Source organism: Citrobacter gillenii, from assembly GCF_013337685.1.
GTDB classification, from domain to species: Bacteria; Pseudomonadota; Gammaproteobacteria; order Enterobacterales; family Enterobacteriaceae; genus Citrobacter; species Citrobacter gillenii.
In genome coordinates this window covers 277,906-299,572 of record NZ_SUQN01000003.1, presented here as the reverse complement: position 1 = coordinate 299,572, position 21,667 = coordinate 277,906, and the positions used below count along the sequence as shown (strand labels likewise).

18 protein-coding genes are annotated in these 21,667 nt (G+C 52.8%); 10 read left to right on the top strand and 8 right to left on the bottom strand.

Annotated features, from left to right (window positions below; all coding sequences use genetic code 11):
- The first annotated feature begins 20 nt into the window (after positions 1-20).
- Positions 21-1,286: an aromatic amino acid transporter gene (locus FCH32_RS08715; RefSeq protein ID WP_096758451.1), complete on the top strand. Its 1,266-nt coding sequence runs from the start codon at positions 21-23 to the stop codon at positions 1,284-1,286.
- A gap of 472 nt (positions 1,287-1,758) precedes the next feature.
- Here the strand turns inward: FCH32_RS08715 and FCH32_RS08710 are convergent, their stop codons facing one another.
- Entirely contained in the window at positions 1,759-3,312 is a 1,554-nt protein-coding gene (locus tag FCH32_RS08710; RefSeq protein ID WP_096758450.1) for an L-lactate permease, read from the bottom strand.
- A gap of 432 nt (positions 3,313-3,744) precedes the next feature.
- Between FCH32_RS08710 and dld the strand changes: the two genes are divergently transcribed.
- The 6 genes from dld (at position 3,745) to FCH32_RS08680 (ending at position 10,531) form a co-directional block, all read left to right on the top strand.
- On the top strand, positions 3,745-5,442 hold the full coding sequence (dld, locus tag FCH32_RS08705; protein ID WP_096758449.1) for a D-lactate dehydrogenase: 1,698 nt from the start codon (positions 3,745-3,747) through the stop codon (positions 5,440-5,442).
- Positions 5,443-5,572: 130 nt separating this feature from the next.
- The gene (locus FCH32_RS08700) at positions 5,573-6,292 is read left to right on the top strand and encodes a (Fe-S)-binding protein (RefSeq protein WP_064186363.1); all 720 of its coding nucleotides are present in this window, start codon (positions 5,573-5,575) and stop codon (positions 6,290-6,292) included.
- Between the two features lie 10 nt (positions 6,293-6,302).
- Positions 6,303-7,730, top strand: a complete 1,428-nt coding sequence (locus FCH32_RS08695; RefSeq protein ID WP_174360743.1) for a LutB/LldF family L-lactate oxidation iron-sulfur protein — start codon at positions 6,303-6,305, stop codon at positions 7,728-7,730.
- On the top strand, positions 7,723-8,418 hold the full coding sequence (locus FCH32_RS08690; protein ID WP_174360742.1) for a LutC/YkgG family protein: 696 nt from the start codon (positions 7,723-7,725) through the stop codon (positions 8,416-8,418). The genes FCH32_RS08695 and FCH32_RS08690 overlap by 8 nt, the downstream gene beginning before the upstream one ends.
- Before the next feature lie 715 nt (positions 8,419-9,133).
- Positions 9,134-9,334: a hypothetical protein gene (locus FCH32_RS08685; RefSeq protein ID WP_096758446.1), complete on the top strand. Its 201-nt coding sequence runs from the start codon at positions 9,134-9,136 to the stop codon at positions 9,332-9,334.
- A gap of 189 nt (positions 9,335-9,523) precedes the next feature.
- Positions 9,524-10,531 carry a porin gene (locus FCH32_RS08680; protein ID WP_115259553.1) on the top strand — a complete coding sequence of 336 codons (1,008 nt, stop codon included), beginning with the start codon at positions 9,524-9,526 and terminating at the stop codon, positions 10,529-10,531.
- A gap of 63 nt (positions 10,532-10,594) precedes the next feature.
- On the opposite strand, the gene FCH32_RS08675 is transcribed toward FCH32_RS08680, so the two are convergent.
- The 5 genes from FCH32_RS08675 to FCH32_RS08655 form a co-directional block, all read right to left on the bottom strand.
- Positions 10,595-10,996, bottom strand: coding sequence for a hypothetical protein (locus FCH32_RS08675; protein ID WP_137399037.1), 402 nt, complete (start codon positions 10,994-10,996; stop codon positions 10,595-10,597).
- Positions 10,997-11,187: 191 nt separating this feature from the next.
- Complete coding sequence (locus tag FCH32_RS08670) at positions 11,188-12,375, bottom strand: MFS transporter (protein ID WP_174360741.1); 1,188 nt, start codon at positions 12,373-12,375, stop codon at positions 11,188-11,190.
- 89 nt (positions 12,376-12,464) lie between these two features.
- Positions 12,465-12,704, bottom strand: coding sequence for a DUF2164 domain-containing protein (locus FCH32_RS08665; protein WP_115259550.1), 240 nt, complete (start codon positions 12,702-12,704; stop codon positions 12,465-12,467).
- A 9-nt stretch (positions 12,705-12,713) separates the two neighbouring features.
- On the bottom strand, positions 12,714-13,994 hold the full coding sequence (locus FCH32_RS08660) for a DUF445 domain-containing protein (RefSeq protein ID WP_115259549.1): 1,281 nt from the start codon (positions 13,992-13,994) through the stop codon (positions 12,714-12,716).
- A 75-nt stretch (positions 13,995-14,069) separates the two neighbouring features.
- Positions 14,070-14,996 (bottom strand): LysR family transcriptional regulator, encoded by a 927-nt coding sequence (locus FCH32_RS08655; protein WP_115259548.1) that lies wholly within the window; start codon positions 14,994-14,996, stop codon positions 14,070-14,072.
- Between the two features lie 224 nt (positions 14,997-15,220).
- On the opposite strand from FCH32_RS08655, the gene FCH32_RS08650 reads away from it, so the two are divergent.
- Together FCH32_RS08650 and metC are read left to right on the top strand one after the other, a co-directional pair.
- Positions 15,221-16,453, top strand: a complete 1,233-nt coding sequence (locus FCH32_RS08650) for a dicarboxylate/amino acid:cation symporter (RefSeq protein ID WP_115259547.1) — start codon at positions 15,221-15,223, stop codon at positions 16,451-16,453.
- 32 nt (positions 16,454-16,485) lie between these two features.
- Complete coding sequence (gene metC, locus FCH32_RS08645) at positions 16,486-17,676, top strand: cystathionine beta-lyase (protein ID WP_153880210.1); 1,191 nt, start codon at positions 16,486-16,488, stop codon at positions 17,674-17,676.
- Between the two features lie 81 nt (positions 17,677-17,757).
- Here metC and mdtM read toward each other — a convergent pair whose 3' ends face one another.
- Entirely contained in the window at positions 17,758-18,999 is a 1,242-nt protein-coding gene (mdtM, locus tag FCH32_RS08640; protein WP_174360740.1) for a multidrug efflux MFS transporter MdtM, read from the bottom strand.
- A gap of 274 nt (positions 19,000-19,273) precedes the next feature.
- Here mdtM and FCH32_RS08635 point away from each other — a divergent pair, with 274 nt between their 5' ends.
- The gene (locus tag FCH32_RS08635; RefSeq protein ID WP_174360739.1) at positions 19,274-20,212 is read left to right on the top strand and encodes an Rpn family recombination-promoting nuclease/putative transposase; all 939 of its coding nucleotides are present in this window, start codon (positions 19,274-19,276) and stop codon (positions 20,210-20,212) included.
- Between the two features lie 26 nt (positions 20,213-20,238).
- Here the strand turns inward: FCH32_RS08635 and FCH32_RS08630 are convergent, their stop codons facing one another.
- Complete coding sequence (locus FCH32_RS08630; RefSeq protein ID WP_174360738.1) at positions 20,239-21,651, bottom strand: aminotransferase-like domain-containing protein; 1,413 nt, start codon at positions 21,649-21,651, stop codon at positions 20,239-20,241.
- Positions 21,652-21,667 lie beyond the last annotated feature (16 nt).

The window sequence follows — 21,667 nt, the reverse complement described above, 5'->3', positions numbered from 1 at the left end:
AGTCTACAGGAACATTTATCATGGATATTAATGCCATTGAGCGACAGAGTAGTACCCCCGGACTGATTAGCGGAACCATGTTGGTTATCGCAACCGTCGTGGGCGGTGGAATGTTTTCCCTGCCGATTGCGATGGCCGGCGTATGGTTTCCCGGCGCCTCTGTCATTCTGCTTTTTGTTGCCATCATGATGTTATTAACCGGCCTGATGCTGGTTGAAGTTAACCTGCATTACGGCGCAGGTGCCAGTTTTAATACCTTTACTCAGGATTTATTAGGCCAGAAGTGGAATATCGTGGTCGGTATCGCGTTTGGCTTTGTGTTGTATATTCTGACCTACGCCTATATCTCCGGGTCATCGGCGGTGATGGCGCAAACTGTGTTCAAATACAGCGGCGTGCGCTTTCCGGCGAATGTCTCGGTGGTGATTGTCAGTATGCTGGTCGGGGCGATTGCCTGGTACAGTTCGCTGCTGGTCGGACGCATCACCACTATTTTGATCATCGGTAAGTTTATCGCCTTCTTTGCCACGTTCTCCGGACTAGTCGGCCATATTGAAGTGGCGAAACTGGTCGACAGTGTCGCGGTGGCGATCCCAGGGTCGCAGTACCTGCCGTATATCCTGATGACGCTGCCGTTCTGTATTATCTCATTTGGTTTTCATGGCAACGTGCCGAGCCTGGTCAAACTGTACGGTAAGAGTGGGATCCCGCATATTACGCGTTCGATAATCATCGGCACGCTGTTTGCTCTACTGCTGTATGTCTTCTGGCTGGGCGTGACGATGGGCAACATTAGCCGTTCGGAATTCCCGCCGATTATCGCTAAAGGCGGCAATATCGACGTGTTTGTCGAGGCCATCAGCGGGCTGTTTACCAGCCGCTATATGGATCTGATCCTGACCTTCTTCGGCAACTTTGCGGTAGCCAGTTCCCTGCTGGCGGCAACCCTCGGCCTGTTTGACTATATCGCTGACCTGTTTCACTTCCCGGATAATGGCGTCGGTCGTCTGAAAACTGCGCTGGTAACCTACTTCCCACCGGCTGCTGTGTGCTTTTTCTTCCCGAATGGTTTTGTTCACGCGATTGGCTATGCCGGTCTGGCCTTCACCATCTGGAGCGTGATCCTGCCACCGTTCCTGGTAAAAGCGGCGCGTAAGCGTTTCCCTACGGCCAGCTACACTGCACCCTGCAATAACACGGTGCTTAACCTGGTGATCGTCTGCGGGGCGGTTGTCTACCTGACGGTGGTGCTGGACGTGTTTGGCCTGCTGCCTACGTTCCGGTAACGGGAGGCGCTATGTTTTTGACATTGCTACGGTTTCAGCATCCGCTGGTTTATCGCTTTGCGTGGCTGCGTTTACGGGTGGTGGTGTTAAGAACGTGCGGAATGCGTAAGAGAAAGGGGTGAGTGTTTTACTCTGCTGTAGCAGCCGGATGCGGCGCTTGCGCCTTATCCGGCCTACAAATGTGCGTGAAACGTAGGCCTGATAAGCGAAGCGCCATCAGGCATAAGTGCCAGGCATTACACGCGGAAGTAGCGTGGTGGGATCAACGCAGAAAAGGCGTCGAACTTCTTCACCATCTTTTTCCAGAACAACATAACAACAATCCTCTCTTTGAAATATCGGCGCTATTTTAGTCAGCGCCGACAAATCGTAAAGCCAGCCGCGGCGTTCTCCTGACCGGGTGGCTGTAAACCTTTTTGTTCACTGTCTTGTCAAACACGCTTGCCAGAATATGGCTGGGGTTGACAATGCGTTACGCCATAAACCAGTAGTAAAAGAGGCCGACCTTTAAGCCGAGGATCACGATGTAGGCGCAGCAGTATTTCATGGTGCCAGACATAATCTGGTTCGCCTGGCCTTCCATTTTGGTGGCGGAAACCGCAATGGCGATGCTCTGTGGGGAGATCATTTTCCCGCCCGTCGCGCCGGAGGTGTTGGCCGCCGCCAGCCAGTTCGGGTCAATATTCAACTTGCTGGCAGCAATGGTTTGCAGTTTACCAAACAGAATATTCGAGTTGGTGTCGCTGCCGGTGACAAACGTACCCAGCGCGCCAATGACCGGGGCGAGAAAGACATACGAGCCGCCGGTCAGGTCAACAATCGACTGAGCCAGCGTGGCGATTATACCGCTGAGATCCATCACCGTGGCCAGCGCAACAATCGCCATAATGGCGACGATCGAGTTCTTCAACTGGAAAATGGTTTTGACAAACACTTCCAGCATCCCGCGCGCCGAAGCCCCCTGGATAAAACCGCCGATTAGGGTCGCAAAGATGATCAGCATCCCCGGCGTGGTGACCCACTCGATTTTCAGCGCCAGCGTTTTACCGTCGGCGAGGGTGAAATGCAGTACCGAAGCCAGCTGCGATGCTGCCGCTTTTACCGCCGGGAACAGCGGCGAGCACAGCAGAATAAAGATAAAAATAAACAGGTAGATGGAGCCGACCCGGAACAGCACCTTCGCCGAGCGCGGTGTGGTTTCCCGGGTATGGCTGGTTTCAATGCGCCATTCGGGAGCGGTTTTGCCGTTGCGCAGGCGACCAAGAATGGCGACGGCAAACAGGCTGACCAGGCTGCCGGCAAATGCAGGGAGTTCTGCGCCAAGGTGGATAGCGACAAAATACTGCGGCACCAGCGTGGTAATACCGCAAATTAGTGTGATGAAGAACACGCCGCGAATCGCCTTCAGGCCACCGCCGATAATACAAATAATCACAAACGGCAGCAGAATATTAAACAGCGCCAGCTGCATAATAATGGTTCCGCCGAGGGTGAAAACCGGCAGGTTAACCTGTTCAGCGAGAATTGAAACCGGAATACCCACCGCGCCGAATGCCGTCGGCACGGTATTGGCGACGAGTGAGGCGATGGCCGCTTTGAGCGGATTGAATCCCAGTGCGATCAGGATGCCGATAGGAATGGCAACCGCGGTGCCGTAGCCAGCGGCGGCCTCAAGAAACCCGCCAAAACACCACGAAATAAGCAGTACCTGGATGCGTTTATCTTCACTAATACTGGCGAGAATATCGCGCAGAATATCCAGCGCTTTGGTGGCCTGCATCACGTTATAACTGAATATCGCACCGAGGATCACAATCACAATCGGCCATAACCCTTTGAGGGCACCATAGCCCACGGAGGCTTTCAAATTCTGTAACGGCATATCCCAGAATATCGCCGACAGCGCGATGGTAAAGGCCAGCGTAATCAAGACTGAATAATGAATCGGCATTTTTAATTTTAGTATTAAAAATACCATAAGCAGCAAAGGAGAGAGGGCTAAAACAAACATAATATATTCGTTCATTACTATTCCTGATGGGTTTATTAAACCTTATTTGTATTTATGGCGGGAAAGTTACATTGCTGGATAAATAAAATATGCAAACTGAATCGCTTCAGTGGATAAAGTAATTATGATTAATGGTTTTGTAACTATTGTAAGCTTTTAATTGAGAAATAATGCTCTGTAAATATCTTTGGGCGCAAAATGGGTACCTATAAATAGTTATATAATGGTCTGTGTAATAATGATAGAGACGGGCGGGTAAGTCATTTTAAACGGTTTTTTGATTTCTGATAATTGTGGTTTTCAATATAAAAATGTGAGCGAGGCCGAAAGAAATAAACCAGGGTATTGCATGTAAGTAATGATTGGGGGATTATTTTGTTTTGTCATACAAATGAATCTATCGCCATTTTCGATTGCCTTGATATAAGGAGCGGAGAGCCGCCCTCCATGAAAAACACTGATAATAAATCCTTTTTGACTGCACTTACCCAACGGGTTGGCCCCGCCTACGTCCTTACCGATCCGTCCAAAACGGCGCGTTATCGCAAGGGCTTCCGCTCGGGTCAGGGCGAGGCGCTGGCGGTGGTGATCCCCGGCTCTCTGCTTGAACTGTGGCAGGTGCTCAAGGCCTGCGTGGAGGCCGATAAAATCATTCTGATGCAGGCCTCAAATACCGGCCTGACGGAAGGCTCCACGCCGAACGGCAAGGGCTACGATCGCGACATCGTTATCATCAGCACGCTGCGCCTCGACAGTCTGCATGTGCTGGATGAGGGCAAGCAGGTGTTGGCGTATCCGGGCACCACGCTGTATTCGCTGGAGAAGGCGCTGAAGCCGTTTGGCCGGGAGCCGCATTCGGTGATTGGCTCCTCCTGCATTGGTGCGTCGGTGATTGGCGGTATCTGTAATAACTCTGGTGGTGCATTGGTTCAGCGTGGCCCGGCGTACACCGAGATGTCACTGTTTGCCCGCGTGGATGAACAGGGACAGCTACAACTGGTTAATCATCTGGGCATCGAACTGGGCGAGACGCCGGAACAGATCCTCGCCCGCCTGGATAACAACGCGATTGCGCGTGCTGACGTCAGTCATGACGGGCGTCACGCGCACGACCACGACTACGTGACCCGCGTCAGAGACGTTGATGCCGACACCCCGGCGCGCTACAACGCCGACCCGGACCGCCTGTTCGAATCCTCAGGCTGCGCGGGGAAACTGGCGGTGTTTGCCGTGCGTCTGGACACCTTTGAAGCTGAGAAGAATCAGCAGGTTTTCTATATTGGCACCAATCAGACCTCGGTGTTGACGGACATACGCCGCCATATGCTGGCGACGTTTACACACTTACCGGTCGCCGGTGAGTATATGCATCGTGATATCTATGATGTTGCAGAGAAATACAGCAAAGACACCTTCCTGATGATCGACAAACTCGGCACCGACAAAATGCCGTTTTTCTTTAATCTGAAGGGGCGCACCGAGGCCATGCTGGAGAAGGTGAAGATATTCCGCCCGCACTTTACCGACCGCGCAATGCAGACATTCAGTCATTTTTTCCCGAGCCATCTCCCGCCACGCATGAAAACCTGGCGTGACAACTACGAGCATCATCTGATGCTGAAAATGGCAGGGGACGGCATCGGCGAAGCGCAGGCATGGTTAACCGAGTACTTTAAAACGGCAGACGGAGATTTCTTTGCCTGTACCCCGGAAGAGGGCAGCAAGGCGTTTCTGCACCGCTTTGCTGCAGCGGGAGCCGCCATTCGCTATCAGGCCGTTCATTCTGATGAGGTTGAGGATATTCTTGCGCTGGATATTGCGCTACGCCGCAATGATACCGAGTGGTATGAACATCTGCCGGCTGAAATTGACAGTCAGCTGGTGCATAAACTTTATTATGGCCACTTTATGTGCCATGTGTTCCATCAGGATTATATCGTTAAAAAAGGCGTTGATGCGCACGCGTTAAAAGAACAGATGCTCGAACTGTTGCGCCAACGCGGGGCGCAATATCCGGCAGAACATAATGTTGGCCACCTTTATAAAGCGCCTGAAAATCTGGCGCGGTTTTATCAGGAAAATGACCCGACCAACAGCATGAACCCGGGCATTGGTAAAACCAGTAAACGTAAAAACTGGGCCTGACAAACAGACAATAAAACAGTAAAGGTCAGGTATCACCGTTTTATTAATGGCCAGTTTTTATTATTGAATTATTACCGGGCGGCGATGTGCCGCCGGTTTTAAAAGGCAATGAAGCAATGGGGTATTTATTGTGAATGTAAATTTCTTTGTCACCTGTATTGGTGACGCGCTGAAATCACGGATGGCACGTGATTCCGTATTGTTGCTGGAAAAGCTCGGCTGCCGCGTTAATTTCCCCGAGAAGCAGGGGTGCTGCGGTCAGCCCGCCATTAACAGTGGCTATATCAAAGAAGCCATCCCGGGGATGAAAAACATGATCGCTGCGCTGGAGGATAATGACGATCCGATTATCTCTCCGGCAGGTTCATGCACCTATGCGGTCAAAAGCTACCCGACGTATCTGGCCGATGAACCTGCATGGGCATTGCGCGCCGAAAAGGTTGCCGCGCGTATGCAGGATCTCACCTCTTTTATTGTCAACAAACTGGGCGTCGTGGACGTCGGTGCCAGCCTGCAGGGCAGAGCGGTTTATCACCCTTCGTGCAGCCTGACTCGCAAGCTGGGCGTGAGAGAAGAGCCGCTCACGCTGTTGAAAAACGTACGCGGTCTGGAGCTGTTAACCTTTGCCGATCAGGACACCTGCTGCGGATTCGGCGGCACTTTCTCGGTCAAAATGGCCGAAATATCCGGCGAGATGGTGAAAGAGAAAGTCCTGCATCTCATGGATGCGAAACCGGAGTATTTGATTGGTGCCGACGTCAGCTGCCTGCTGAACATTGGCGGCCGACTGCAGCGTGAAGGCCAGCCGGTCAAAGTAATGCATATTGCTGAAGTGCTGATGAGCCGCTGAGGGGAAAGAGATGTCGATAAAAACCAGCGATGTAGAGTTTAAAACGCGCATTCGCCAGCAAATTGACGATCCGATTATGCGTAAAGCCGTGGCGAACGCGCAGGGGCGCATCGGCGCGAACCGGCAAAAAATGGTCGATGAGTTAGGGCACTGGGAAGAATGGCGCGACCGTGCCAGCCAGATCCGCGACCACGTTCTGAGTAACCTCGACGCCTACCTGTATCAACTCTCCGAGAAAGTGACGGAAAACGGCGGTCAGGTGTTTTTCGCGCAGACCAAGGAAGAGGCTACCCGCTATATTTTGCAGGTCGCGAAAGCGAAAAATGCGAAGAAGGTGGTGAAGTCCAAGTCGATGGTGACCGAAGAGATCGGCGTTAACCACGTGCTGCAGGATGCCGGTATTCAGGTGATCGAAACCGATCTGGGCGAATATATTCTCCAGTTGGATCAGGATCCGCCTTCGCATGTGGTGGTCCCGGCTATCCACAAAGATCGCTATCAGATCCGTCGCGTGCTGCATGAGCAGATGGGCTATGACGGTCCGGAAACGCCGGAAGCGATGACCTTGTTCATCCGCCAGAAGATCCGCGAGGATTTCCTCAGCGCTGAAATTGGCATTACCGGCTGTAACTTCGCGGTGGCGGAGACCGGCTCGGTTTGCCTGGTCACCAACGAAGGTAACGCGCGGATGTGTACCACGTTACCGAAAACGCACATTGCGGTGATGGGCATGGAGCGCATCGCGCCGACGTTTGCCGACGTGGACGTGCTGATCACTATGCTGGCACGCAGTGCGGTGGGCGCTCGTCTGACGGGCTATAACACCTGGCTTACCGGGCCGCGCGAGGCGGATAACGTCGACGGGCCGGAAGAGTTTCACCTGGTGATTGTGGATAACGGTCGCTCGCAGGTGCTGGGTTCTGAGTTTCGCGATGTGCTGCGCTGCATCCGCTGTGGAGCCTGTATGAACACCTGCCCGGCGTATCGCCATATTGGCGGGCACGGCTACGGTTCTATTTATCCAGGGCCTATCGGGGCGGTGATCTCTCCGCTGCTCGGCGGCTATAAAGATTTTAAAGACCTGCCTTACGCCTGTTCACTGTGCACGGCCTGCGACAGCGTTTGTCCGGTACAGATCCCGCTGTCAAAACTGATCCTGCGCCATCGCCGGGTAATGGCCGAGGAAGGGATTACCCCGAAAGCGGAACGTCGGGCGATCAAAATGTTCGCTTATGCCAACAGCCATCCAGGGTTGTGGAAGGTCGGCATGATGGCCGGTGCCCACGCGGCGAGCTGGTTTATCAATGGCGGTAAAACGCCGCTCAAGGTTGGCGCGATTGGCGACTGGATGAAAGCGCGCGATCTTCCTGATGCTGACGGAGAGAGTTTCCGTAGCTGGTTTAAGAAACATCAGGCGCAGGAGAAAAAGAATGGATAACCGTACCGCGTTTTTAAACACCGTTGCCCAGGCGCTGGGCCGTCCGCTGCGGCGGGAACCGCAGGCCGAAGCCGCGCCGGTGAACAACTATGCGAACGAGCGGCTGACCGAACTCAGCCCGCAGCAGCGCTGCGATGCGTTTGTGCAGTTTGCCAGCGAGGTGATGCTGGCGCAGTGCGAACTGACCCATGAGGCGCAGGCCCCTGAGGCGGCGTTACGTCTGTGCCAACAGCTGGGGCAGCAGCCGGTGGTGGTTAGCGGCGACAGTCGGCTGGCAGAACTGGGGATAACCGATCGTTTGCAGCGAGAGTGTAATGCTGTGGTCTGGGATCCGGTGCGTGGAGCCGAGAATATTGTTCAGGCCGAGCAGGCGAAAGTTGGCGTGGTGTATGCCGAGTATGGCCTGACGGAGTCCGGGGGCGTGGTGCTGTTTTCCGCTCCGGAGCGCGGGCGTTCAATCAGCCTGTTGCCCGAGTCCTCTATTTTCGTGCTGCGTAAAAGCAGCATCCTGCCGCGTGTGGCGCAACTGGCGCAGGTTCTGCATCAGAAAGCGCAGGCCGGTGAGCGTATGCCGTCGTGCATTAACATCATCAGCGGGCCCAGCTCAACGGCGGATATTGAGCTTATCAAAGTGGTCGGGGTGCATGGTCCGGTGAAGGCGGTGTATCTGATTATTGAAGATTGTTGAGATTCGTGAATAAGACCGCTCTGGCGTTGTAGCCCAGAGCGGGATGACATTCCGCACTCTGCGGACTCTCCTTTCGCAAGGGATCGCCTGAAAATGGCGTCCTGGTCCGCGCTTTCCTCTGCGGTTTAACGTCCCTGCACCTGTTTTTTCTGCTGATAAAATCGGTGTACAACATTGTTTCCAGTCACCGCAAGTGGCGATTTTTACGCCGTTACGTGGCTGGTAAAATTGATCTAAATCAATTTAAATCGACTTATTTTTAAAAGCGAAAGAATGCAATGTTTACTAAAATTTTACCTTTCCGTGCTTATTTTTCGACAACGCAGGCGACAACGCAGTGAGAATCAACGCGATTTACGCAGCGGATAGCACCGAAAATCAACGCAAAAAGGCATATAAAAACAGGGGTTTTAGGTAAAAGTAGACATTAAACACGTTATGTAACCTATTGGCTGGAATGATGTTTTGATGGCACATTGTTAGCCACGCGGTAGACGTCTTTTTTTTAATCTAATGAGTCACAATGAATGTGCGTAAAGTAAAAATTACACATTATTCTACAATCAAGTTATCTTTCATTTGAAATAGCGTTCCACTTTTAAGTGATTTATTAACAGTTTCATTACTATTGTGCATTTTTTTTGCCGTTGACATGTTTTTACACTGGATGCATATTTCATCGCCATAAGCGTATTATTGCGTTCAGGAGATGACAATGCCTTCTCGAGATTATCCCGATAGTCGAAAAGCCAGAGGTACCCGCTCGAAAGATATGGTTCTTTTAAGTGCGCGTGTCGATACCTCTTTGTGGGAATACGTTCGCACGCTGGCATTTGAAACACGAAAAAGCAAACAAGATATTATTGCTGAAGCATTAATGCTACATCGCTCTATTAATGAGAGTGACTCTCAGTAATACATGCTATCACGCTCTGCCTGGGTTTTATTTATATTCCCAATAATGATATATGCCTTGCTACGTCCTTAATAATTTTACTGGTGTGTTATTTGTTTTCCCCTTGTTCAATAGGGGGCTTTTTTATGTTGGCGCGCCGCCCGCATAACAAAGTTGATAGCAAAATTCACAATTAAAAGTGAGTAAAAAATGAAAAAGACAGCAATGGCATTAGCCGTGATGGCATTAGGGGTAACGTCCGTTCATGCAGCGGAAATTTATAACAAAGATGGCAATAAACTGGATTTGTACGGCAAAGTTAAAGCCGTACATACCTGGACTGACGGCACCGACGCCGACGGTACTTATGCGCGTCTGGGTTTTCGTGGTGAGACACAAATTAACGATCAGCTGACCGGTTATGGCCACTTTGAAAGTCAGTTTGATGCCGCTGGAGCAGAAGGTTCTCAGGATGGTATTAAAACACGTCTCGCGTTTGCTGGCCTGGATTACGGTCACGACGTTAGCTTTGACTACGGTCGTAACTACGGTGTCGCTTATGACGTGGGATCTTACACTGACGTTCTTTCAGAGTTCGGCGGTGATTCCTATGAAAATACTGACCGCTTCCTTACTACACGCACTTCTGGCGTTGCAACACTCCGTACCAAAAATCTGTTTGGTGCCGTTGATGGTGTAAACCTGGCGGCGCAATACCAGGGTCAGGATGATACCGATGCGGACCCGGCTAAACAGCACGGCAATGGCTATGGCTTCTCTCTGGGTTATGACAACATCGCGGACTCTGGCGTGTCTGCCATCGCGGCTTACTCTACCAGCGCGGTAACTGCTGAGCAGAAACAGCAGGGCTGGGAAGGTGATAACGCTGAATTCTGGGGTGCGGGCCTGAAGTATGATGCCAATGCTGTCTATGTGGCGACGATGTACGGTGAATCCCACAACCTGATCCAGAATGCCAACAAAGCGCAGCACTTTGAAGCGATGGCGGCCTATGTGTTTGATTTTGGTCTGCGTCCGAACGTGGCTTACGTCCACTCACGTGACACTGACAACACTGACCTGACCGAGTACGTGGCGCTGGGTACCGATTACTACTTCAACAAAAACATCGTGGCCGATGTGGGTTACAAGTTTAACCTGCTCAATGGCCAGGACGGTGACAACGAAGTTGTTGCTGGCCTGACCTACCAGTTCTAAGTTTTTGTTATGTCATGAAAAAGGCGTCTCTAGTCAGACGCCTTTTTTACATTGCTTTTCCTGTCAGACTGGCTGCTGTGGGTTGCCACGCACTTCGCTAAATAACCACTTCCAGATCCCCACTTTTACCCATGCCACCACGCAGAAAATGAGATAAAAAAGTGGTTTATGCGTAATCGAAACGCGCATTACTTCCATCAGATCTACATGTAAATTTCCGGCGATGGCCATATTAATGACGAATATAGAGGCAATGGTACTGGCCAGCAAAATAAGAATCGCTTTGATGGTGCCTATCTCTGGCCACTTTCCGGCAGCCCACTGCCAGAGAAAAATCGTGGTGAGTACAAATATAATAAACAGCCCTGCGGCCCCGAAAAAGCCGAAGTCTTTATAATCCTTCATGGTGCTAAATAAGCTGATGATAATAATTAACCCAAGTATGATTTTTTTAAACCACGACATGTACTGTTCCTGAATATGCTGTTGATGTTGTATGGATATGTCCATTTTTACTCATTTTATGTTTATTTTACAAATGAGTTAAGACGGATTATAAAGTGTCTGGGAAATGAATTATTGGTTATTTGTGGATTATGAAATGTTGACATTTAATTACGGAGTAATCCGAATTTAATATTTTTTAGAGGGGGTGCTTATACTTCTTTAGGTGTAAGAGAGCGCTGTTTATAGCATTGTACTGCACTAATCAGTGCAGCAAAAAATAGCGCCGCAGCACCACATAGCGTAGCGTTGATAATGGCGACAGCACCGCTTCCCAGCAGGCTGGTTAATAGCGGCCCGAGAATTTGCCCAATGCCGTACGTCAGCGTCACCAGTCCCAATAGGTTAATGTTTCGCGGCACGCTGAGTTGGCGGGCGAGCGGCATCACCAGTGAGGTGGTTCCCATAAAGGTTGCGCCAAAACCGATACTGCTGAGAACCAGCAGGAACAACGAGTCGCTGGCAAGTGTTAACACCACACAGGCGCTTTGGGTCAGCAGATTGGCTGTCAGGCATTGCAGGACTCCCCAACGTTTCGCCGCCCATAGCCAGCTGAAACACCCCGGAATGATTGCGATGCCAACCAGCGACCACAGGTGTACGGTCAGCAGTGGCGAACCGGCATTTTTCGCCATCAGCGGCAGGTAAGTGGCGACAATGATGTAGCCAAAACCGGCCAGCCCGTAAAGCAACGCCAGCAGCCACCATGACATCGGTTGATGCGCGGATTTTGCCAGTGGTACGGCGGGCAGCACGCGGTCACGAGAGGGGAGCAGCACGACCAGCAGCAGAAGGAGTAAGCCAGAAAGGACTCCGGCACCCAGCCACAGCGTGTGCGATGACAGCGCAAAGCGTAAACCAGCGATGACATACTCATTACCGAGAAAAATGCCGGTCCCGACACCGGAGAACAGGGCCGCAATCACAAACGGATGACGGGTATGCTGCAGAACCACCATCGAACCAAAGATCATCATACCGGCACTGGCGACACCTGCCAGAAAGCGGATCGCCATCATCAGTGCGGGCTGAGTAAAAAACGCCATCGCCAGGATAAGTCCGGTGGTCGCGAGCGCAGAGGCTAATAGCATCGGACGAAGGCGTGAGGGCTGGTGGAACAAGGCGAAGGAAAACAGCAGGCTGCCTGCCAGATACCCGGCGTAGTTGGCGCTGGCAATCCACGAGAGTTGGCTAAAGGTAAACTGACCTTCAGTCAACAGCACCGGCAGCATTGGCGTATACAGAAAGCGGCCAATCCCCATGCCCAGCGTCAAGACCAGCAGGCCAAACAGCGCGATGCGGATGGAATGATGATTTGAACCAGGACTTCCCTGCGGCATGCAGACGCTCACTTCACGCTGTTATGTGGATATTTGTTATATTACATATGCAAATGATAATTTAAAGTTAAATGATGCAGGTTTTACCGTCAGAGGATTTTCTTCAGGTCCATTTCTTCCTGGATCCGTTCGCTGTAGGCGATATGGGTGCGGATCGCCTCTTCAATACCGGCGTTGTAAAACGCAGGTCCCAGTTTTTCGATAATAAAATCAATAAAGAACTCGGCATCGAACTGCTCAAGGTCGAGATCGAAGTGGTCGCTGCAATACGTTTCCAGTTCGTTGCGCAGGCGATCGCGCTCCGCGGATGACAGGGTGATTTCAGCCATTTTTTCTCCTTAAAAATTCGGCAGCGTGAGCAGAGACGGTAGTTGCGACAACAGATATAACACCAGCCCGATAGAACCGCCAACCAGCGTGCCGTTGACGCGAATAAACTGCAAATCTTTGCCGATGTTGAGCTCAATTTGTTGCGACATTTCCCGTGCATCCCAGCTTTTGACCGTGTCGCTGATGTGGCGCGTCAGGAAGGTAGCGAACTCCGGAGCGACTTTTTTCGCAGCCTGCTCCAGGTGTTCATTCAGCGACGCACGCAGGGCACCATCGGCAACCAGCGTTTCGCCAAACCACTGTCCGGCGCTGGCAATGCGTTGTTTCACGCGAGAATCATCGGCGTTAATGTCGGTTTTCACCCACTGACGCAGATCCGCCCACAATTCGCCGAGATAGCGGTTAAAGGCTTCGTCCTCTTTCAGGTAGCTTTTGAGGCTTTCTGCACGTGCGGCCATGTCAGGATCGTGTTTGAGCTTATCGATCAGGTTCAACGTGGCGCGATCGAAGGCGTGGCGGATCTGATGCGCCCGATCGTGACTGATGTCATCCAGCAGGGAGTTGACCGCATCAGAGACCAGCTCGGCGCTGTGTTCACCGAGCCATTCGGTTGGCAGGATCTTCGCTTTGAGCGGATGTTCGGTCTCCAGCCAGCGCACAATCTGCTGGGCGATAAACGCCCGCGAACTGTCGCGCTGTAGCAGGGCGATCAGCTGCGTAATCAGCGTGTCGAGCAGCACCTGGTGGCGGTTGTTTTTGGTCATGCTTTCCAGCATTAATGCGCTAGTGCCGGAGAGATCGACCTTGTCGATAGCCTTATGCACCGCGCGTTTGATCAGCCGCTGGATGCGGGCGTCGTCGGTCAGTTCGAGAAATCCGCTCATGATCTGCAGCAGATGCTGGCCGATGCGCCGGGCATTCTCTGGTTGGCTGAACCAGTTGCCAATGAGCAGCGCCGGTTCATGGCGGCGAATCAGCGCCACCAGTGACTGGGTGTCGAGGAATTTTTCCTGCACGAACTGACCCAGGTTTTCGCCGATGCGGTCTTTATTACGCGGGATAATCGCCGTATGGCGCGAGATAAACGGGATCGGTACCCGGCGAAAAAGCGCGACCACGGCGAACCAGTCCGCCAGCGCGCCTACCATCGCCGCTTCGGCAATCGCTTTGATCCCTAGCACCCAGAAGTTGGGTGGCAGAAACAACGTGATGACGAAGGTCGCGGCAGCAATCAGCAGCAGAGAGAGCGCCAGTCGCTTGGCGCGTTTGAGTTCAGCAATTTTATTCATAGACTTAAGGATAGAGCCAGACGGGGGGAACGTGCAAAAATTGTGGCACGCCTCCCATTTTTAGACTGAATGATCTTATCCTGGGATCCAGTTGTCCCACGCGGGTAACGGACCGAGTTCCGCCACCAGAAAATCGATAAACGATCGTACCTTCGGATTACTGTACTTGCTGGGAAAATACAGCGCATACAGGGCGTGGGTTTCACAGGTGATGGTGCCGTCGAGCATCAGCGGCGTGACCTCTTCTTTTTGAATATGATCGCCAATCAGATAGGTGGGTAAATACGCCACGCCCTGATCTTCTAACACCGACTTCAATAACACCAGGCTGCTGTTGGCCTGGATCGGCATATGGAGCTTCAATTGGTGCAAACGATCCTGCTCGTCTGCCACTTTAAGCACTGGCGTGAGGCCGGGGTAAACCAGGCAATCATGATTCACCAAGTCGCTGCGACGCTGGGGCATCCCTTTTTTTGCGAGGTATCCCGGCGACGCGCAGTACGCCCAGCGGATAGGGACCAGTTTACGCATGGCGTAATTCTGCGGCGGCGCGGTGGAGATGCGCAGGGCGATGTCGAAATCGGTTTCGTTCAGATTGACGAAGTTATCGTTGAGATCGATGTACAGATTCACATCCGGGAACTGGGTGCGATATTTATCCACCAGGTTTACCAGTCGCGAATAACCAAAGGCAATGGAACAGGTGATGCGTAATTCGCCCTGCGGGCTGTGGTAATAACCGGAGGTAGTATTCAGCGTTTCATCAAACTCTGTCAGTAGCTTATTGGCGCGGTTAAATAAATATTGCCCGGCATCGGTCAGGGTAATACTGCGGGTGGTGCGTTTAATTAACGTTGTCCCCAGCGTGTCTTCCATTGCCGTCAGGCTTTTGCTTACCGCGGAAGGCGAGACGTTGAGCTGCGCGGCGGCCTCCGATAACCCTCCGCAGTCAACGATTTTGACGAAAAATTCCAAATGCTTGAGTGAAATCGGCGTACCCATAATTTCCTTTAATTCACAAGTGATTTGCAAAAACGGTACGAATAGGCCGTTACATTCGCATTTTAAACATGCAACTATTGAATCACAGGAAACAACTCGCTGGCAAAATGAAAAAATAACAGGTTAAGTGAGTTGCATCACAAAATATAAGGAGGCAGGCCTGAAACGCATCAAGTTGTGAATGTAGTCTCATTAAAAATTATATAATTTAAAAGGTACCCATTATGTGGTCACGACTCGAACCCTACAGATCGTCGATTATTTTATTATTTGCTCTGGTTATTGGCGGCTTATTAGGTATTTATGCCCCGACGTTTGCCAGCACACTCCAGCCAGTCGGTCAGATATTCTTAAACCTGTTATTTATGATCATCGTGCCGCTGGTGGGGATCAGCGTCATGTCTTCTATCGCCAGTATGACCGACCTGAAAAGGCTGGGACGCATTATGGCGATTATCTTTATTGTTTCGATCGCGATGGCCTTTATTCCGGCTGCCGGGATTGTGGCGCTGGCGCTATGGTACAACCCGGCGCAGGGCGTCACTATCGATCTCTCGCAGTCCGTGCAGGCGGGCAGTGGCAAGATGGATTTTGTCAGCATGATCACCACCAATGATTTTATCGGACTGTTTTCGAAGTCCAATATTCTGGCGCTGATCGTCATGGCGATCATTGCCGGTGTGGCGATTGGGCAATCAGATCAGGCGGGGAAACGCATTGCGTCACTGCTGGAAGATGCCAATACCGTGATCATGAAGATCGTCTCTATCATTATGAAAGTGGCGCCGATTGGTCTTGGTTGCTATTTCGCTGCGACCATGGCCAGCCAGGATTCCGCGCTGCTGTTAACCTTTGCCCGCGCCATTGGCCTGTTTATGGTCGCCACGCTGGTCTACTTTGTTTTCGGCTCAATTCTCTATTCGTATATTGGTGGCGGTGTTCCGGCGGTCAGAGCCTTCTGGCGTAATGCGATTGAACCTTCCGCCACCGCGCTGGGAACCTGTTCTTCACTGGGCACGTTACCTGTCACGCTGCGCGCCGGTAAGGCGATGGGGATTAACCCGGAAATCGTCGATGTCTCTATTCCGTTATTGGTTAACCTGAATAAAGGCGGTGTGGCGATGATTGCCGCGCTGAAAATTGTCTTTATCTATTCCGTGCTCGGCATGCCGTTCACCACCGAGACCTTCTTCCTGACCATGCTGATTGCCGTGCTCTCGGCCATTATCGTCGGCGGCGTACCGGGCGGCGCGTTTCTGGGTGAGATCTTTATTGTCACCACGCTCGGGTTGCCGATGGAAGCGATCCCGATGCTGGTGGTGCTGGGTACGATTACCGATGCGCCCGCCACGCTTATCAACGTGATCCATGATTTGAACGCGGCACAAATTGTTGAGCGGTTTGCTGGAAAAAAGCAGAACGACGCTGAAATCAACGCGACCGCCGCTGCGGTATAGGTTTGCACACGGATTAAGAAACAGGAGATGTTATGAAAGACGCAATGAAGATTGAAACCCAACTGGTCGTCGCCGGACGTGACAAACGTTACACCCAGGGGGCGGTGAATCCGGTTATCCAACGCGCTTCTTCGCTGGTGTTTGATACCGTGAAGGATAAAAAATTCGCTACCGCCAATCGCGCTAACGGGGAACTGTTTTATGGTCGTCGCGGTACGTATACCCACTTCGCTTTTCAGAAGGCGATGAGCGATCTGGAAGGCGGTGCGGGCTGTGCGCTGTACCCGTGCGGGGCCGCGGCGGTTACCAACGCGATTCTGGCGTTTGTACAAAGCGGCGATCATATCCTGATGACCGGCGCGGCCTATGAGCCAACCCAGGATTTCTGTAATAAGATCCTGAGTAAATTCAACGTGGAAACCACCTATTACGATCCGCTGATTGGCGCAGGTATCGTCGATTTTCTGCGCCCTGAGACGAAAGTGGTGTTTCTGGAATCGCCCAGTTCAATCACCATGGAAGTCCAGGATGTGCCGGGAATGGTGAAGGCGATCCGCGCAGTGAACCCTGACATCGTCATCATGATCGACAACACCTGGGCGGCGGGCGTACTGTTTAAGGCGCTGGATTTCGGCGTGGATATTTCCATTCAGGCGGGGACGAAATACACCATTGGCCACTCGGACGGCATGCTGGGCACGGCGGTGTCCAACGCCCGCTGCTGGGATCGTCTGCGTGAGAACTCGTATCTGATGGGGCAAACGCTGGATGCCGACACGGCGTATAACGGCAGCCGCGGACTGCGTACGCTGGCGGTACGTCTGAAACAGCATCAGGAAAGCAGTATCCATATTGCCCGCTGGCTGTCGGCAAGACCGGAGGTGGCGCGGGTGAACCATCCGGCGTTACCGGAGTGTCCGGGCCATGAGTATTTTCAGCGCGACTTTGCCGGTAGCTCGGGCCTGTTCTCGTTTATCCTGAAAAAGCGCCTGACTGATGAACAGATGGCGAATTTCCTCGATAACTTCTCGCTGTTCCATATGGCCTATTCGTGGGGCGGATTCGAGTCGCTGATTCTGGCTAATCAGCCGGAGGAGCTGAACAGCATTCGCCCGGCCGGGGATGTCGACTTCAGCGGCACGTTGGTCAGGGTGCATATTGGCCTGGAAGATGTCGGTGATTTGATTGCCGATCTGGACGCCGGGTTCGCGCGTATCGCGTAATGTGATGTGATAAATGCCGGATGCGGTGCCAGCACCTTATCCGGCCTACCACGATGGCGTAGGGCGAATAAGCATGGCAGGTTAGTTTTCCGTGGCTAACGTCGTGGCCTCGTGCTGACGTACCCGCTTCAACAATCCGGCGAGCGTGAATATCACGACAATACCTGCGACAACCGCCAACAGGTGAAACGAAATCCTGCCGCCGTTAAACCACAGCCAGCGCCCGATCTCGACAGAAACCGCCATTACCGTCAGGATCACCATATTCAGCGATGCGGAGACCGTGCCCTTCGGCAGGTTGTTGGAAAACAGCGTAAAACGGAACAGCGTCGGGAAAATCATCCCGATACCAAAGGCATACAGACTGGTGCCCAGCACCGACCACAGCCAGACGTGTGGCCAGAGTAAATTGCCGCCAATCAGTATCGCCAGCCCGCTCAATTGGACAGGTGCCGCCCGCCAGATAAAGCGCGGCCTTGTCGGGTCCTTCACAAATCGCACCACCACCATATTGGCGACGATAACCGCTCCAAATACCGGAGCCTGCGCCCAGGCAAACTGCGAGGTGGTCATGCCGCCCGCGTCGATCAGGATCACCGGCGATACCGCCACCCAGCTCATCATCGGGATGTAGCTCAGCGACAGCGTGGCGGCCCCAAACAGGAACACCCGGTTGCGAAATACATCGCGAAAATCCCGCAGTACGCCGCGTGCGCTGAACGGCACCGTGCCGCGCTGCACCGTTTCTGGCATCGCCAACAGCAGGCCAATAAAGGCGACCAGGCCCATCGCGGCAATGATGGCAAACAGAACCTTCCAGTGGACAAAGTGCATCAGCGCCGCCCCGGAGAGCGGGCCAATTACCGGTGCCACCAGCACAATGGAGGTGATGATGGCCATCAGCTTGATGGCCTTTGTCTGGCCAAATGCCTCCTGCACCGTGACGTAGCCGACGGTGGCGATAAAGCAGATGCTGGTGCCCTGCACAACGCGAGCAATCAGAAACTGCGTCATTGAGGTGGTGAACAGTGTAGCCGCGCAGGCAAGGGTGAAGATGAGCGCGCCGGTAATTAGCACCGGTCGGCGACCAATTCGATCGGAAAGCGGACCTAACAACCACTGTAGCGCCATCCCACCCGCCAGATACAGGCTAACCGCAGCCGGTGCCAGGCTGATATCGGCGTTGAAATCCCGCACGACATTAATGATGCCGGGTTGGATCAGGTCCGTTGACAGGTAGGCGGCGAAGTCGTACAGAATCAGCGCGATGGGGAAAAAAAGCGTCGTGGCGCGTTGCGAGAAAAACGCGAAAATCCGTTGCATAAAACAGCTCCTTGTCGGGAGAAAACCCTCAACGGGAATAGCGAGATCGCACCTCGGGTGGCGTCAGTTGAATGGAAAATAGACATCCGCAGTGTAATGCGAATGGGCGCGTAAGCAAACGCGTTTTTGCGGGGAGTGTTCTGAGAAAATGTCTGCCTTGCAGAGGGCGGTATTTACTGTGGATAGTGCCTCGCAGACATAAAACGTGTTGAATGAGAGTCATAAATTTAGCCGTTATAGTCGCGCCATCTTTTTCCTCGGACGATGGATCTCCATGAAAAAAACACCGACCTCAACCCCGCATGATGCGGTCTTTAAAACATTTTTACGTCATCCGGAGACTGCCCGGGATTTTCTACAGATTCATCTCCCTGATGCGTTACGCGAAATATGTGACCTGCAGACACTAAAGCTCGAGTCTGACAGTTTTATTGAGGGGGATTTACGCGCGTATTACTCCGATGTGCTGTGGTCGCTGAAAACGACGGAAGGGGATGGATATATTTACGTAGTGATTGAACATCAGAGTACACCGGATGCGCATATGGCGTTCAGGTTGATGCGCTATGCGATAGCGGCCATGCAAAAACATTTAGATGCCGGACACCCGCAATTACCGCTGGTGGTGCCGATGCTGTTTTATCACGGCGCTAAAAGTCCGTATCCCTGGTCACTGTGCTGGCTGGATGAATTTGCCAATCCAACATTGGCTCGTCGGCTTTATGCCGCAGCGTTTCCGCTGGTCGATATTACAGTTATTCCGGACGATGAGATTGTGCAGCATCGCCGTATGGCGCTGCTGGAATTAATACAAAAACATATCCGTCAGCGCGATCTTATGGGATTGGTCGAGAACATTGTTTCTCTGTTAGTTACCGGGTCCACTAATGACAGCCAGCTCAAGACGCTGTTTAATTATATTTTGCGAACCGGTGATGCACCTCGCTTCAATACGTTTATCAGTGCGATTGCCGAACGTTCACCGCAGCATAAGGAGCATTTGATGACGATCGCGGACAGATTGCATGAGGCGGGATTTAAAAAAGGGTGGCAGGAAGGCAAACAGGAAGGTAAACAGGAAGGGCTGATGGAGGGGCGGCGTGATGAAGCATTGCGTATTGCCCGCACCATGTTGACCGACGGTATCGATATCAACACGATACAAAAAATTACCCGACTGTCCGCTGAGGATATCCAGGGTTTAAGCCATTAGATAGAGGCGAAGCCGGGTGTGCCGATTTACTCTATCGCCACCATCACCGCCTCTCCGAGTTTCTGCATCACTTCCCGGTGCTTTTCGTCTGGTGGCAGTGCGCAGTTGATACGTACGCAGTTGCGATACTTTCCTGACGCCGAGAACAGCGAACCTGGCGCGACCTGGATTTTCAGGCGGCAGAGCTGTTTGGCGACGCAGACCATGTCGACCAGTGGTGGCAATTCGACCCACAGCATAAAGCCGCCTTTTGGTCGGGTGACGCAGATCCCGCAGGGGAAGTATTCCCGTACCCAGCAGGTGTAGATTTCCATATTGCGTTGGTAAATCTGGCGCATGCGCCGGACATGGCGATGATAATGACCCTCGCGCACAAAGGTTGCCGCCGCCAGCTGCGTGGCGGGAACGCTGGTGCCGATGACGGCGTATTTCATGTGCAGCAGTTTGTCATAATAGCGACCCGGAACCACCCAACCCACGCGCAGACCCGGCGCCACGGATTTGGTAAATGAGCTGCACAGCAGCACTCGACCGTCGCTATCCCAGGAGTGGATCGTGCGCGGGCGCGGATACTCTGTAGCCAGTTCGCCATACACATCATCTTCGAAAATCACAATGTCGTGACGCTGGGCGAGGGTGAGTACCGCCCGCTTGCGGGCATCCGGCATAATAAATCCGAGGGGATTATTGCAGTTGGGAACCAGCAGCACCCCTTTAATCGGCCACTGATCCAGCGCCAGCTCCAGGGCTTCAATACTGATCCCGGTATCCGGATCGGTCGGGATCTCAATCACTTTGATGCCAAGACCGCGTAGCAGTTGCATGGTGCCGTAATAGGCGGGGGATTCCACGGCGACGATATCGCCGCGCTGGCAGACCGTCAGCAGCGCCAGCGACATTCCGCTCTGGCTGCCGCTGGTGATTACGATATCGTCCGCACTGACCACCGAACCGCCGTCCAGCATCAGCCGGGCTATCTGTTGGCGCAGTTCCCGACAGCCGGGCAGCTCGTCGTAACCCAGCACCGCGCGCAGATTATGCTGCGCCACGCGGCTTAACTCGCGCCACAGCGGTTTTAGGCTGGGTTGATTAATATCGGGAACGCCGCTGCTGAAAGGGACGATTGATGTGTCTGCGTGACCTGCCAGCATGTCCAGCACCTGATCCCACTGGGTTATCTCCACCGGACGCTGTACCGGACGCGACATTGGCGGCACCGGCGGCTGTGCTTTACGCGGGGCGACAAAATAGCCGGAGCGCGGCTGCGGGGTGATCAGCTGTCGCTGTTCCAGCATCTGATATGCCTGCTGTACGGTGCTGATGCTGACCCCATGTTCCTGACTCAGGCTACGCACCGACGGCAGCTTTTCGCCATGGCGATACAACCCCTGCTCAATGCGTTCGGCCAGCAGACTGGCCAGATATTGGTAACGCGTCATGCTGTATCCCTCATGG

Bases quoted from the DNA above. Each gene is read 5' to 3' on its own strand.
- FCH32_RS08715 (WP_096758451.1), top strand. From the start codon at position 21: ATGGATATTAATGCCATTGAGCGACAGAGTAGTACCCCCGGACTGATT.
- FCH32_RS08710 (WP_096758450.1), bottom strand. From the start codon at position 3,312: ATGAACGAATATATTATGTTTGTTTTAGCCCTCTCTCCTTTGCTGCTT.
- dld (WP_096758449.1), top strand. From the start codon at position 3,745: ATGAAAAACACTGATAATAAATCCTTTTTGACTGCACTTACCCAACGG.
- FCH32_RS08695 (WP_174360743.1), top strand. From the start codon at position 6,303: ATGTCGATAAAAACCAGCGATGTAGAGTTTAAAACGCGCATTCGCCAG.
- FCH32_RS08690 (WP_174360742.1), top strand. From the start codon at position 7,723: ATGGATAACCGTACCGCGTTTTTAAACACCGTTGCCCAGGCGCTGGGC.
- FCH32_RS08685 (WP_096758446.1), top strand. From the start codon at position 9,134: ATGCCTTCTCGAGATTATCCCGATAGTCGAAAAGCCAGAGGTACCCGC.
- FCH32_RS08680 (WP_115259553.1), top strand. From the start codon at position 9,524: ATGAAAAAGACAGCAATGGCATTAGCCGTGATGGCATTAGGGGTAACG.
- FCH32_RS08675 (WP_137399037.1), bottom strand. From the start codon at position 10,996: ATGTCGTGGTTTAAAAAAATCATACTTGGGTTAATTATTATCATCAGC.
- FCH32_RS08670 (WP_174360741.1), bottom strand. From the start codon at position 12,375: ATGCCGCAGGGAAGTCCTGGTTCAAATCATCATTCCATCCGCATCGCG.
- FCH32_RS08665 (WP_115259550.1), bottom strand. From the start codon at position 12,704: ATGGCTGAAATCACCCTGTCATCCGCGGAGCGCGATCGCCTGCGCAAC.
- FCH32_RS08660 (WP_115259549.1), bottom strand. From the start codon at position 13,994: ATGAATAAAATTGCTGAACTCAAACGCGCCAAGCGACTGGCGCTCTCT.
- FCH32_RS08655 (WP_115259548.1), bottom strand. From the start codon at position 14,996: ATGGGTACGCCGATTTCACTCAAGCATTTGGAATTTTTCGTCAAAATC.
- FCH32_RS08650 (WP_115259547.1), top strand. From the start codon at position 15,221: ATGTGGTCACGACTCGAACCCTACAGATCGTCGATTATTTTATTATTT.
- metC (WP_153880210.1), top strand. From the start codon at position 16,486: ATGAAAGACGCAATGAAGATTGAAACCCAACTGGTCGTCGCCGGACGT.
- mdtM (WP_174360740.1), bottom strand. From the start codon at position 18,999: ATGCAACGGATTTTCGCGTTTTTCTCGCAACGCGCCACGACGCTTTTT.
- FCH32_RS08635 (WP_174360739.1), top strand. From the start codon at position 19,274: ATGAAAAAAACACCGACCTCAACCCCGCATGATGCGGTCTTTAAAACA.
- FCH32_RS08630 (WP_174360738.1), bottom strand. From the start codon at position 21,651: ATGACGCGTTACCAATATCTGGCCAGTCTGCTGGCCGAACGCATTGAG.